Below are 12668 nucleotides of genomic sequence, written 5' to 3' on the forward strand. Positions count from 1 at the left end.
CCGAAATCAGGTCGACCGAAACCCTACCGGCTCGCGGCCCGGCTCGTGGTCGGTCCATTGTGGCCGGACCGCGAGACGACTCTCAGCGGGACTTGGCGAACACGGCCCGGACCAACGGCAAAGCCAGCACCGTCGGCACGGCGAGCGCGCACGCCATTCCAAGGTTCCCCGCGATACCGAGGCCAACGCCACCGATGAGCGCTCCGGCGAAGACGCCAAGGCTCATGCCGGCCGCGTTGAGACTGAACGCGGCCGGTGCGAGCGGCCCCGCCCTGTGCGCGATGAGACTCGTGGCCACCGCGGCGACGATCGCGTGGCTGAACCCCATGAGCACGGTCGCGGCGAGCGCGATCGCCAGTACCGTCGTGGTGAACACGACGAGCACCGCGGCAAGTCCGCCCAGCAATCCAGCGACGAGCAGCGCGGCGGGAAAGCCGCCGTCCCTGACCCAGCGTCCGGCGAGGTAGTTGCCCGCGAAGAACGAGGCGCCACTGAGTGTCCACACGAGCGTGAACGTGGAGGCGTCCATCGCGAACCGGTCGTGGTAGCCGGCGGCCAGGAACGACAGGTAGCCCATGAAGGACGTCGTGCGCAGCGCCGCGATGCCGATGAGCGCGAGTACGTCGGGCCGTGACCCGAACTGCCGGAACGCTTTCAGGTAGCGCACCGGTTCGGCCGGCTCGGGCCCGTCGCGCCTGCCGCGGAGGAACAGCGCGGCGACGGCCGTCGCGAGCCCGGCCGTGATCCACAACGCGCCTTCCCAGCCGCGCCAGAACGCCATCACGCCGATGACGGGGCCTGCCAGTACCGCCGCCAGCGACTGCGTCGCCGTCACCAGCGTCGCCGCTCTGCCGCTGTCACCGGTGCGGGGAAAGGCCGTGGTCGCGCTCGTCAGCAGTGCCGGGGTCAGCACCGCGGTGGCGGTACCGATGCCGAGACAGAAGACCACGAGTGCCCAGTACGTGCCCGTGCTGCCGAGCAGGCTCGTCACGGCCAGCAGGCCAAGCCCCGCCGTGACGGTCAGGTGCTGGGGCAGGCGACCCAGCAGGGGCGCGATCGCGATGCCGGTGACGAGCGCGGCGACGCCGCCGAGGCCGCGAAGCGCGCCGACGGCAGCATCGTCGGCGGCGACGGCCTCGGCGATGGGAACGAGAAACGTCGAGTAGATCGTGAACGGGAACAGGCTCACCACGGCCGCGAGCAGCACCGGCCACAGTGCACGGACGATCCGGTGATCGGGGGTTGCCTGCTGTCCTGTCTTCGCCTGATCAGCCATGCCGGACATCGTCGCGCAGGTACTCGGCGAACTTCTCAAGCCCGTCGACGATTCGCGGACTGGAGATCGCCTCGTTGTAGTCGAGTACGAAGAACCGGTCCTGCTCGACGGCGGGGATGTTCGCCGTGACGGGGTTGTTCTTGAGAAACGCGATCTTGTCCTCGGCGGGCTGGTCGCCGTAGTCGAGGATGATGACGACCTCGGGCTGGGCCTCGACGACGGCTTCCCAGCTCGCCTCGAACCACCTGGCGTCGACGTCGCCGAAGATGTTGGTACCACCGGCAATCCGGATGATGTCGTTCGGCGGAACCTGGCTCGCCGCCGACAGCGGCTTGTCCGTTCCCGAGTCGTAGAGGAAAACCGGCACCGGGTCGCCGCCGGGTGCCTGCTCGCGGACCGCGTCGACCTTGTCCTGATACTCCGCGATCAGCTTCGACGCGCGGTCGGGAACGCCGAAGATCTCGCCGAGCCGTTCCAGGTCGGTGTAGAGCCCGTCGAACGGGGTGTGCCGTTCGGGATGGCCGGGGTAGTTGAAGCAGGACTCGGCGTGCAGGAAGCTCTGGATCCCGAGTGTGTCGAGGATTTCCGGCGTGATGCCGCGCGAATCGGAGAACCCGGAGTTCCAGCCTGCCACGACGAAATCGGCACCGGCGTCGACGACGAGTTCGCGATTGAGCAGATCGTCGGAAAGGAACTCGACCTTCTCGTACTCCGAGGCCCACGGCGACTCGCTCACCGGAGGGTTCGCCGGTGGCATCACGTAGCCGTGGACGTGCTCGGTGAGGCCGAGCGCGAACATCTTGTCCGCGCTGCCTCCCTCGTACACCACGGCGCGCTGCGGAACGGTGTACTCGACGGGCTCGCCGCACCGGTTCACCGTGGTCGTGCCGGTGCCCTCACCGGACTGGGGTTGCACCTGCGCTCCGCACGCGGTGAGCAGTAACAGCGTGGCTGCGGTTACCGGCGCCACGGCGGCGCGCCGGTGTCGGGTCCAGTTCAACATCCAGGGTGTCCTTCCGGGTTCGAGAGGGCGACGGCCCGCTCAGGGGCGTCGAGGGTGAACAGGATCTGCGGGTCGCCGGTCAGCGGGTGATCGGTGACGATGACCTCGACGCCGTACACGCGTGCGATGCGCTCGGTCGTGAGGACTTCCGGCGGGGTGCCGACGGCGACGAGGCGGCCCTCGGACAGCAGCGCGAGCCGGTCGCACGCCGCGGCGGCCAGATTCAGGTCGTGCAGAACGACGACGATCGTCAGGTTCGCCGTCCGCAACTGGCTCAGTATCGCGAGCTGGTGGCGCAGGTCGAGGTGGTTGGTCGGCTCGTCGAGCACCAGGATTTCCGGCTGCTGCACCAGAGCGCGGGCGAGCATGACCCGTTGCCGTTCACCCCCGGACAGGCCGAGTACGCCCCGCTCGGCGAGGTGCAGTACGTCGGTCCGGATCATCGCCGTCCTGCACAGCTCCCGCTCGTCCTCGGTCAGCGGGCTGTTGCCGCGCTGATGGGGAGCGCGGCCGAGCGCGACCAGTTCGGCGACGGTGAAATCGAGGTCGGCCGTGCCCTCCTGGGTGAGTGCGGCGACCCGCCTGGCGGCGGCCCGCGCGGACAATCCGGTGACGTCGTCGCCGTCCACCCGCACCACGCCACCGCTCGGGGTCAGTGCCCGGTACACACAGCGCAGCGCGGTCGATTTGCCGGAACCGTTCGGCCCGATCAGCCCGATGACCTCGCCGGAGCGGGCTTCGATGCTCAGCTCCCGCACGATCTGCCGGTCGCCGATGTGCACGGACAGCTCTTCGAGGCGCAGCTCGGTCACGACGTACCTCCGAATACATAGCGCCGCTTGCGCATGAGGACGATGAAGACGGGCACGCCGATCAGCGCGGTCAGCACGCCGAGCGGAAGTTCTCTCGGAGCGACGAGAGTGCGGGCGAGCAGGTCGACCCACACCATGAGAATCGCGCCGAGCAGCGGCGCGATCGCCAGCACGCGGCCATGAGTCGCGCCGACCAGCATGCGGGTGACGTGGGGGATCACCAGGCCGACGAATCCGATGGTGCCGCTGACCGCCACCATCGCTCCGGTCATCACGGCGGTGACGGCGAAAAGCCCGCGCCGGGTGCTCGCCGCGTCGACGCCCATCGACACGGCCGATTCGTCGCCGAGGCTCAGCACGTCGAGCGGGCGGCTGAAGCGGTAGAGGACAAGGATTCCGGCGACGGCGATGACACTCACCACGGGCAGTGAGCCCCACGTCGCCGCGCCGAAGGAGCCCATGGTCCAGAACAGCACCATGCTGGTGGCCTCACCGGAGGGCGCGAAGTAGATCAGCACGCTCATCAGGGCCTGGAAGCCGAACGAGAGCGCGACTCCGGTGAGCACGAGCCGCAGTGGCGTGACGCCGCTGTTGGTGCGGGCAATGGTGTAGACCAAGACGGTGGCAAGGAGCGCGCCCGCGAACGCGCCTGCCGACACCGCGTGCATGCCCAGCACCGGGAGCGCGCCGAACAGGGAAACGGCCACCGCGCCCGCCGAACCTCCCGAGGAAACCCCGAGGATGAACGGATCAGCCAGCGCGTTGCGCACCAGAGCCTGGATCGCGACCCCGACGGCGGCCAGTCCGGCGCCGACGACGGCGGCCAGCAGGACGCGGGGAGTGCGGATCTGCCAGATGATCTGGTATCGCGTCGCGTCCTCGGCGGGCAGGACGCCGCCCGTCAACGACGCCCACAGGTAACGAGCGGTGTCGCCGGGAGCGATCACCGCCGAGCCGAGGCCGATCGCGAGGAACACCGATCCTGCCAGCGCGACGGTCAGCAGGAAGGCCAGTACTGGCACCGGTACCCGCCCGCGTGCGGCCACGTCCACCCACTTTCGACAATGATTGTCATTACCACTTTTGGGGGATCATACATGGCCGCCGCAACCGGCCGAGCGGAGGTGGCGGCTTCCCTGTGTGGCGCGGGGTTTGTTACGGAGCGCTTGTTCCGGCGGGTCCGGGCAGCGTGAGTGCGGATCTCGCCGTCAGGCGCGGTCGGAGGCGAGGCGCTTGCGCCGCCGTCCTGCGGCGACGCTCTTGGCGACGATCCCGTGCCGTGGCCCGAAAAGGTAGGCCAGCACGAAACCCGCTCCCTGCACGAGCACGATCATCCCGCCGGAGGCGGTGTCGAGGTGGTAGCTCAGATAGAGCCCGGTCACCGCCGCGATCGCGGAGAACGCGGGTGCGATCACGACCATGTGCCCGAACCGGTCGGTCAGCAGGTAAGCCGTCGCGCCGGGAATGATGAGCATCGCCACCACCAGGATCACTCCGACCACCTGAAGCGCGACCACCGAGGTCAGCGCGAGCAGGCCGAGCAGCGCCGCGCCGAGCAGCCGGGGATTGAGGCCGATGGCGTGCGCGTGCGTCGGATCGAAGGCGTACAGGGTGAAGTCGCGGCGTTTGAGTACCAGCGCGGTGAGCGCGATCGCGCCGAGCACGCAAATCTGGATCACGTCGGCGGTGTCGACGCCGAGCAGGTTGCCGAAAATGATGTGGTTGAGGTCGGTCTGGCTCGGCGTCACCGAGATCAGCACGAGACCCAGCGCGAACAGCGTGGTGAACACGATGCCGATGGCCGCGTCCTCCTTGACCCTGCTGGTGTTGCCGACGAGGCCGATCAGCCCGACGGCGAGAAACCCGAAGACAACGGCGCCCAGTGCGAACGGCGCGCCGACCAGGTAGGCCAGCACCACGCCGGGCAGCACGGCGTGCGAGACCGCGTCCCCCATCAGCGACCAGCCGATGAGTACCAGCCAGCAGGAAAGGACGGCACAGACCACGGCGGCGACCACGGTCGTGATCAGCGCCCTCACCATGAATTCGAAGCCGAGCGGTTCGAGCAGGAGCTCGTGGAGGCTCACGCGGGTTCCCCTTCCCGCGCCCGCATTCCGAAGGCCAGTGCGAGGTTTTCCGGCCGCAGTACCTCGCCGGGGTTTCCACGGGCCAGTACGGACCGCATCAGCAGCACCGCCTCGTCGGCGAGCTCCGGCAGGGCGTGCAGGTCGTGGGTGGAGACGAGGACGGTGGCCCCGGTGGCGGCCAGTTCCCGCAGCAGCCGGGTGATCGTGGCCTCGGAGCGCTTGTCGACTCCGGCGAAAGGCTCGTCGAGCAGCAGCACCCGCGCGCCCTGCGCGATACCGCGGGCGACGAACGCCCGTTTGCGCTGCCCGCCGGACAACCGCCCGATCTGTCGTCCGGCCAGTTCGGCGAGATCGACCCGCTCAAGCGCCTCGTCGACGGCGGTGTGGTCGGCCCGCCGTGGCCGCCGCGTGAATCCCAGCTTCCCGTAGCGTCCGGTCAGCACCACGTCCCGCACCGACATCGGGAACGCCCAGTCGACGTTCTCGCTCTGCGGAACGTAACCGATCGCGCTGTCCCTGCGCGCGAGGGCGGGGGAGCCGCCGTTGACCCGCACCGTGCCGGTGTCAGGGCGGATCAGCCCCATGATGGTCTTGAACAGCGTCGACTTGCCTGAGCCGTTCACGCCGATGAGCCCGCACACCGTGCCGCTCGCCAGCGTCAGGCTCACGTTGTCGAGTGCGAGGACGTCGCCGTAGTGCACGGTGACGCCGTCGATGTCTATGGCTCTGGTGATCTTGGGGGTCTTGGGGGAGGTCACGAGGACGTCCCGGTGAGCGCGCCGACGATGGTGTCGGCGTCGTGGCGGAGGAGGTCGAGGTAGGTCGGCACCGGGCCGTCGGGGCCGGACAGTGAGTCGACGTAGAGCAGGCCGCCGAACGTGGCACCGGTGGCGGAGACGACCTGTCGCATTGGCGCGTCCGACACGGTCGATTCGCAGAACACGGCGGGGACCCCGTTTCGTTCGACGAACTCGATGGTCCTGGTGATCTGTTGCGGTGTCGCCTGCTGCTCGGCGTTCACCGGCCAGATGTAGTGCTCGGCCAGTCCCGCGTCACGGGCGAGATAGGAGAACGCGCCCTCACACGTGACCAGCGCGCGTTCGTTCTCGGGCAGCGCGGCCAGCGAGCCGGTCAGCTGGTCCCGAACCTGCTGGAGTTCGCGCTTGTACTCCTCGCCGTTGGCCGCGAAGTCCTCGGCGTGCTCGGGAGCGAGCTCGCCGAAGGCGGTGACCATGTTGTCGACGTAGATTTCCGCGTTGTCCGGCGACATCCACGCGTGCGGGTTCGGGGTGCCCTGGTAGGCGTCGCCCGCGATGTCGATCGGTTCGACACCGTCGCTGGCGACCACGTGCGGCGCGTCGGTCTCGGCGACGAATCGCTCGAACCACGCTTCGAGGTTCAGGCCGTTGTCGAGGATGAGGTCGGCTTTGGCCGCCTTCTTGATGTCGGAGGGGGTCGGCTCGTATCCGTGGATCTCGGCGCCTGCCTTGGTGATCGACTCGACCTGGAGAGCGTCGCCCGCGACGTTCGATGCGATGTCGGCGAGGACGGTGAACGTCGTCAGTACCACCGGTTTTCCGTCGTCGCCTCCGCTTGCCTGACCGCATCCGGCCAGCAGGAGTACCGACGAGGTCGCGACGCAGAGGGTTCGCCACAAGTTCGACACTGGAGAAGTCTAGAGTTCGGCATGCCGAAATTCCAATGGTCGGCTGCCGTAACCGACGTCACCATGCGGGTCAGGCAGCTGCCCGATGGGCGTCGAGTACCGCCAGCGGCAGGGTGCCGAGCCTGGCCGATGGCAGCCCCGTCTCCCTGCTGAGCGCCTTGAGCAGGCCGTTGCGCGAGGTGTAACCGGCGGCGCCCGCCGCGACCGTCAGCGAATCACCCCTGCCGAGCCTGGTGATGGCGACGTTGAGTCTCGCGCGGGCCCGCCACCGCGTAAAGGGAAGGCCGGTCTGGTCGTGGAACAGCCGCTGCACGTGCCGCACGCTGGTGCCGTGCCGGGCGGCGAGTTCGTGGAGCGTCTGGGGCGATCGCGCGGCCTCGCGGGCGATCGCGCGCGCGACGGGATGTGAGGGCAGCACGAGCGGGAAATAATGCCTGCACAGGGGGCGCAGCAGGCCGTCGAGCGCTTCCCGGAAGGGGCGGACCTGCTCGGCGGTGACGGGAGCGGCCGCGAGGATCGTGGTCATCAACTCGGTCAGCGCGGGCAGCGCGCCGAGTCGCTGGACCCGCTCCCTCGGTTTCGTGGCGGGGGAGAGCAGCGGGCCGAGCACGATCCCGCCCGAGGGCAGGCGCACCGAATGCGGCACGTTCGCCGCGAGCCACAGGTTTTCCCTCGCGTGCAACGGGATCCGCTCGCCGTCGGCGACGATGTCGGCGACACCGGTGACGACGTGGATGAGGTGCGGCACTTCGTGCTCGTGCGTGTCGTGTCCGAGGAACCGGATGGAGTTCTCAGGGACGATCGCGACGAGTTCGCGTGGTGTGGTCATCCTTCCGCTCCTGAATCGTGTCGCGTCGGGGACGGGCCGATGTCACATCGGATACGCCGACCGGGGGTCTGAAGGTTAACCTAACCTAACCTAACCTCTGCCGGGTGGGTCCGGCAGAGGGTGTTCGTCCTGTTTCCGGATCGAGGGTCGTATGCGGTCACGTCTGTCTTTGTTCGTCGTCATGATCATCGGCTCCGTGCTGGCCTTGGCCGGTTGCGGTTCCACTGACGCCTCGGGTGCCGCTGCGTCCGGATCGGACACCCGGAGCGTGCGGACCGAGCAGGGGACCGTCGAGATCCCCGCCGAGCCGAAGCGGGTCGTCGTGCTCAACCACGCGCTTGCCGGGTACCTGTTCGACCTGGACGTGCCCGTGGTGGCGACGGTTTCCGAGGACGCCGATCGCGAGGGGGAGTTCTCGCCGTTCTGGGAGGAGAAGGCGAACGAGAACGGCACCCGGCTGCTGGAGTGGGGGACGGACGGATTCGACTACGAGGCGATCCTCGAAGCCGATCCCGACCTGATCGTCGGCGGCGGGGCCGGGCTGCCATCGGCGCTCGCGACGAAGGCCTACGACCGGCTGGGCGACATCGCGCCAACGGTGCTGGTGAGCGGTTCGCTCGCCACCTGGCAGGAGCAGTTCCGCTTCCTCGCCGAGGACGTCTTCGACGAGGAAGCGGCCTACGCGGATCACCTCAGCGCCTACGAGAGCCGGGTCGCGGAGGTCAAGGACGCGATCACGCCGCCGCCCGGTCCCGCTGCGCACCTGACGATCACCGCCGACGGCACCCCCTACGTGCTGTTCGAGAACACCGGCCTTCCCCAGATGCTCGGGGAACTCGGTATCGCACCGGCTCCGCTCGTCGAGGAACACGACCTCCAGCCGTACAAGCCGGGCGGTGACATGGCCGAACTCTCCACCGAACAGGTCGGCCAGCTCCTCAGGATGCCCACCGTGTTCGTCACCGGGTTCAACGCCGACACCACCGATGTCGCCACGTTGTCGCGGCAAAGCGTCTACGCGAAACTGCCCGCGTTCGAGAACGACAACGCCTACGACCTTCCCTACTGGACGGTGCGCGGCGACTACGACGAGGCCATGGCCTTGTTGGACATCATCGAAAAGCAATTCTCCTGACGATGTTTCGAACGGATTTCCCGACATGGTTCACCACCGGCTGACCGTCCTTCCCCTCGTGCTGCGCAGGGTCCGGCTCGAAAGGGCGGTCGACGTGACGCCCCGGATGCGCAGGATCACGCTCGGCGGCGAGGAACTGGGCGAGTTCACGCGCGACGGGCTGACGCTGCCCGCGTTCGCCTGCCCCGGGTTTGACGACCACATCAAACTGATCTTCGCCTCCGACGGGAACGTGCGTGACGTGCTTCCAGCGCAACTGGAGCACGGCATCGACTGGCCGCCGTCGCGGACGCGGGTGACCAGGGACTACACGCCCCGGCGTCACGATCGGCGTGCTCTCGAACTCGACCTCGACGTCGTGATGCACGGTGACGGTCCCGCCTCGGCATGGGCCCGCGACGCGAAGCCTGGAGCCGAATTGTGGATCGTGGGCCCGAAGTCCTCGGTCGTCGTACCGGAGGACACCGACTGGGTTCTGCTCGCCGGTGACGAGACGGCGTTGCCCGCGATCAGCCGGTTCCTTGAGGATCGGCCTCTCGACGTGCCCGTGCGCGCCGTCGTCACGATCGCCGACGATGCCGCGAGGCAACCGTTGCCCACCCGCGAGGGGGACGTGCTCGACTGGATCGTCGCGCCTGCCGGTGACGAGAACGCGCTCGCCGATGCCGTGCGCGCCGTCGAACCGCTGCCGGGAACCCCGTACGTGTGGGCGGGGGCGGAGAGCAGGGCGCTGTTGCCGGTGCGCAGGCACGTTTCCAAGGAACGGGGCGTTCCGAAGTCGCACGTGAACATCACCGGGTACTGGCACCGCGACGAAGGGCACGATCCCGCGCGGGCAGGGGCGAACGAAGCCGTGGTGTCACCGGTTTCCTGGTTCGCGGTGCGCGCGGCGGTGTGCCTCGGCATCCCCTCGGCGCTGGCAGAGGGCGAGCTGTCCGTGGCCGATCTCGCGCTGCGGGCAGGTGTCGACCCGGCTGCCCTGGAGCCACTGCTCGCGATGGTGACCGCGCCCGGCGTCGTGGTCAGGGACCAGGACACGGTGCGACTCGGCCCGCTCGGGCAGGAACTCGCGGTCGACGAGCACGCGCGGGAACGTTTCGAAGGGCTGCACGCGGAGCAGGTGATCGCGCTCGCCGATCTCGCCCCCGCGCTGGCGAAGGGGACGGCCGCGTGGTCGCGTGGCGCTGGGACGACCCTCCGACAGTCCGTTGTGGACGATCCGGAGCGTTACGCCGAACTGGCAGAGGACGCCGGAGGGCTCGTGCACCTCGTCACGGGCGTGCCGGCGCTCGCCGTGTGGAACCGGGGCGGCAGGGTCGCGATCACCGGCCCCGGCGCGCTCGTGGTCGCGGACGTACTCGCCGAAGGCACCGGGTCGTGCCCTGCCGTCGTCGAAGATCCCGGCCCGCTGCGCGTACTGCGGGACGAGGCGGGCGCGGCGTCACCGTTCGAGTTCACGGAAACATGGGGAGAGCGGGACGTCGCCGTGACGGCACTCGCCATCGGGCACCGCACGGACGCCGAAGCCGAGACTCTGCTGCGCGTCTTGCGCGCGGCGGCACCGGTCGCGGTGCTGATCGAGAAGCTCCGGCCCGACGGTCTCAGTCCCGCCGCGGCCGAGGAAGCGCTGCTGCACCTGGCGACACTGGGAACACCGCCCCGCGCACCGGCCGACCTCGGCCGGATCGCCGCGCGAGCGGGCTGGAGGATCAGCGCGAGACGCCCGCTCGGTTGGGGTGTCGAGTGTTTCGAACTTGCCGCGATCTCATGACTCCCGGCCCCCGATGACCCGGACGATCACACCGGCACCTGTCCGCCCCACGGCGGCGAGAGTGCTGTGGTTCGCGGTGTCGCTGATCGTGCTCGCGGTGATGTTCGCGGTCAGCGTCGCGGTTGGCTCGGCCAACCTGCCGCTGTCCACGGTGTGGAGCGCGCTGGTTTCCCCCGACGGCGGCATCGACCATTCGACGATCCGCACACTGCGGGTTCCGCGCACGGTCCTCGGTGTGCTCGTCGGCGCGGCCCTCGGTGTCGCCGGAGCGCTCATGCAGGGCCTGACCCGCAACCCGCTGGCAGACCCCGGCATTCTCGGCGTCAACAGCGGCGCCGGTTTCGCGATCGTCGCCGGTGTCGCCATGTTCGGTGTCACCAGGATCGAACAGTATCTGTGGCTGGGATTCGCCGGTGCCGTCGTCGCCGCGGCCATCGTGTACGCGATCGCCTCGCGCGGTCCGGGCGGGGCGAACCCGCTGCGGCTCACCCTGGTCGGTGTCGCCTTCGGCGCGGTGCTCACCGGCGCGTCCCAGACGCTCGCGCTGATCAACCCCGACACCTTCGACCGGTTCCGGTACTGGGACGCCGGTTCGATCACCGATCGCCCCGACGGCACCGTTTCGGCGGTCCTCCCGTTCATCCTCATCGGACTCGTGCTCGCGTTCGCCTGCGCTCGCGCGCTCAACGCGCTGGCGCTCGGCGACGATCTGGCCAAAGCCGTCGGCGCGCGGGTCGGGCTCATCCGGCTCGCCGGGGTCGTCGCGGTCACCCTGCTGTGCGGGGCCGCGACGGCCGCGGCCGGTCCGATCGTTTTCGTCGGGCTGATGATCCCGCACGCCGTGCGGCTGCTCGTCGGGCCGGACCAGCGCTGGATACTGCCATTGGCCCTCGTGCTCGGTCCCGTGCTCGTGCTGACCTCAGACGTCATCGGGCGGCTGGTGATCTGGCCCGCCGAGCTTCAGGTCGGTGTCGTCACGGCGTTTCTCGGTGCGCCCGTGCTCATCGCCCTGGTGCGGCGCGGGAAGCCGGGCGCGTCGTGACCCGCGCGCTCGTCCTGCGCGCGGGACGCCTCAGCCTGCGCGCCAGCGGCAGAGCCGTCGTCGTCGACGCCATTCTGGCGTGCGTGCTGCTCGGCTGCGTGACACTGGCATTGATGCTGGGATCGCGAGTGCTCTCGCCGGGCGAGGTGCTGGCCGCGCTCGCTCCAGGCGCGGACGCGACCGACCGGCTCGTCGTTCTCGAATGGCGTGCGCCAAGGGCGCTCGCCGCCGCGCTGTTCGGCGCCTGTCTCGGGCTCAGCGGAGCGATCTTCCAGTCACTGACCCGCAATCCGCTCGGCAGTCCTGACGTCATCGGGCTGAGCGCCGGTTCCTACACCGGGGTCGTCTGCGTGCTGTCGTTGGGCGGCGCCGGTTACCTCGCGCTGGCGACCGGAGCCGTCGTCGGCGGTCTGGCCACGGCGCTCACCGTGTACCTGCTGGCGTTCCGGAGAGGGATGCACGGGTTCCGGCTCATCATCGTCGGTATCGCCATCAGCGCGATGCTCTCGTCGGTCAACCGGTGGTTCAGTGTCAAGGCCGACCTCGACGTGGCGCTTCAAGTCGCCGTGTGGGGCGCCGGCACGCTCAACAACGTCGAATGGCTCCCGCTGTCCTACTCCGCGATGGCCGCGCTCGCGCTCGTGCTCGTACTTCCGGCGGCGGGACGGCGCATGCGCCAGCTCGAACTGGGTGACGACACGGCGGGGATGCTGGGACTTTCCGTCGAGCGCACCAAGATTCTGCTCGTCGTGCTCGGCACGGCGCTCACCGCGGTGGTCACCGCGATCACCGGCCCGGTCGCGTTCATCGCGCTGGCGGCACCGCAGATCGCCCGCCGCCTCACCGGGCACGGCTCCGTCGACCTGACCGGCGCCGCGCTCACCGGAGCCGTCTTGTTGTCCACATCGGACCTGATCGCGCAGCACGCGATCTCCGGTGTGGTCCTTCCGGTCGGCGCCGTCACGGTATGCCTCGGCGGCGGGTATCTCGTGTGGCTGCTCGTCAGGGAGAGCAAGAACTCGTGAGGTAACCGGTGATGGGCTCCCC

General features: G+C 69.2%; 12 protein-coding genes. 4 read left to right on the forward strand and 8 right to left on the reverse strand.

Annotation, left to right across the window (positions count from 1 at the left end; translation table 11 throughout):
- Nucleotides 1-82 precede the first annotated feature (82 nt).
- The 8 genes from BAY61_RS12485 to BAY61_RS12520 all read right to left on the reverse strand — a co-directional run bounded on the left by BAY61_RS12485 (nt 83) and on the right by BAY61_RS12520 (nt 7673).
- Nucleotides 83-1276 carry an MFS transporter gene (locus BAY61_RS12485; protein WP_245866040.1) on the reverse strand — a complete coding sequence of 398 codons (1194 nt, stop codon included), beginning with the start codon at nt 1274-1276 and terminating at the stop codon, nt 83-85.
- Nucleotides 1269-2279, reverse strand: a complete 1011-nt coding sequence (locus tag BAY61_RS12490; RefSeq protein ID WP_091797265.1) for an ABC transporter substrate-binding protein — start codon at nt 2277-2279, stop codon at nt 1269-1271. The genes BAY61_RS12485 and BAY61_RS12490 overlap by 8 nt, the downstream gene beginning before the upstream one ends.
- A complete protein-coding gene (locus BAY61_RS12495) occupies nt 2273-3091 on the reverse strand; it encodes an ABC transporter ATP-binding protein (protein ID WP_091797268.1) in 819 nt (272 codons plus the stop codon). The genes BAY61_RS12490 and BAY61_RS12495 overlap by 7 nt, the downstream gene beginning before the upstream one ends.
- Nucleotides 3088-4143 (reverse strand): FecCD family ABC transporter permease, encoded by a 1056-nt coding sequence (locus BAY61_RS12500; protein WP_091797271.1) that lies wholly within the window; start codon nt 4141-4143, stop codon nt 3088-3090. Before BAY61_RS12500 ends, BAY61_RS12495 begins: the two co-directional genes overlap by 4 nt.
- Before the next feature lie 156 nt (nt 4144-4299).
- Nucleotides 4300-5178 carry a metal ABC transporter permease gene (locus tag BAY61_RS12505; RefSeq protein ID WP_091797274.1) on the reverse strand — a complete coding sequence of 293 codons (879 nt, stop codon included), beginning with the start codon at nt 5176-5178 and terminating at the stop codon, nt 4300-4302.
- Entirely contained in the window at nt 5175-5912 is a 738-nt protein-coding gene (locus tag BAY61_RS12510; RefSeq protein WP_091798820.1) for a metal ABC transporter ATP-binding protein, read from the reverse strand. The genes BAY61_RS12505 and BAY61_RS12510 overlap by 4 nt, the downstream gene beginning before the upstream one ends.
- A 20-nt stretch (nt 5913-5932) precedes the next feature.
- A complete protein-coding gene (locus tag BAY61_RS12515; protein WP_091797277.1) occupies nt 5933-6844 on the reverse strand; it encodes a metal ABC transporter substrate-binding protein in 912 nt (303 codons plus the stop codon).
- Between the two features lie 70 nt (nt 6845-6914).
- Entirely contained in the window at nt 6915-7673 is a 759-nt protein-coding gene (locus BAY61_RS12520) for a helix-turn-helix domain-containing protein (RefSeq protein WP_091797280.1), read from the reverse strand.
- Between the two features lie 151 nt (nt 7674-7824).
- Between BAY61_RS12520 and BAY61_RS12525 the strand changes: the two genes are divergently transcribed.
- From BAY61_RS12525 to BAY61_RS12540, 4 genes are read left to right on the forward strand one after another with little or no spacing between them, the layout of a single operon-like run.
- On the forward strand, nt 7825-8808 hold the full coding sequence (locus tag BAY61_RS12525) for an ABC transporter substrate-binding protein (RefSeq protein WP_091797283.1): 984 nt from the start codon (nt 7825-7827) through the stop codon (nt 8806-8808).
- A 25-nt stretch (nt 8809-8833) separates the two neighbouring features.
- Nucleotides 8834-10579, forward strand: a complete 1746-nt coding sequence (locus BAY61_RS12530) for a siderophore-interacting protein (RefSeq protein WP_091797285.1) — start codon at nt 8834-8836, stop codon at nt 10577-10579.
- 13 nt (nt 10580-10592) lie between these two features.
- Nucleotides 10593-11621, forward strand: coding sequence for an iron chelate uptake ABC transporter family permease subunit (locus tag BAY61_RS12535; protein WP_091797288.1), 1029 nt, complete (start codon nt 10593-10595; stop codon nt 11619-11621).
- Nucleotides 11618-12646, forward strand: coding sequence for a FecCD family ABC transporter permease (locus BAY61_RS12540; protein WP_091797291.1), 1029 nt, complete (start codon nt 11618-11620; stop codon nt 12644-12646). The genes BAY61_RS12535 and BAY61_RS12540 overlap by 4 nt, the downstream gene beginning before the upstream one ends.
- Nucleotides 12647-12668: the final 22 nt, after the last annotated feature.

Origin of the sequence: Prauserella marina (assembly GCF_002240355.1) — a bacterium.
Lineage (GTDB): Bacteria > Actinomycetota > Actinomycetes > Mycobacteriales > Pseudonocardiaceae > Prauserella_A > Prauserella_A marina.

Excerpts from the sequence above, each read along its gene's own strand:
- BAY61_RS12485 (WP_245866040.1), bottom strand. The coding sequence starts at position 1,276 with ATGGCTGATCAGGCGAAGACAGGACAGCAGGCAACCCCCGATCACCGG.
- BAY61_RS12490 (WP_091797265.1), bottom strand. The coding sequence starts at position 2,279 with ATGTTGAACTGGACCCGACACCGGCGCGCCGCCGTGGCGCCGGTAACC.
- BAY61_RS12520 (WP_091797280.1), bottom strand. The coding sequence starts at position 7,673 with ATGACCACACCACGCGAACTCGTCGCGATCGTCCCTGAGAACTCCATC.
- BAY61_RS12525 (WP_091797283.1), top strand. The coding sequence starts at position 7,825 with ATGCGGTCACGTCTGTCTTTGTTCGTCGTCATGATCATCGGCTCCGTG.
- BAY61_RS12530 (WP_091797285.1), top strand. The coding sequence starts at position 8,834 with ATGGTTCACCACCGGCTGACCGTCCTTCCCCTCGTGCTGCGCAGGGTC.
- BAY61_RS12535 (WP_091797288.1), top strand. The coding sequence starts at position 10,593 with ATGACCCGGACGATCACACCGGCACCTGTCCGCCCCACGGCGGCGAGA.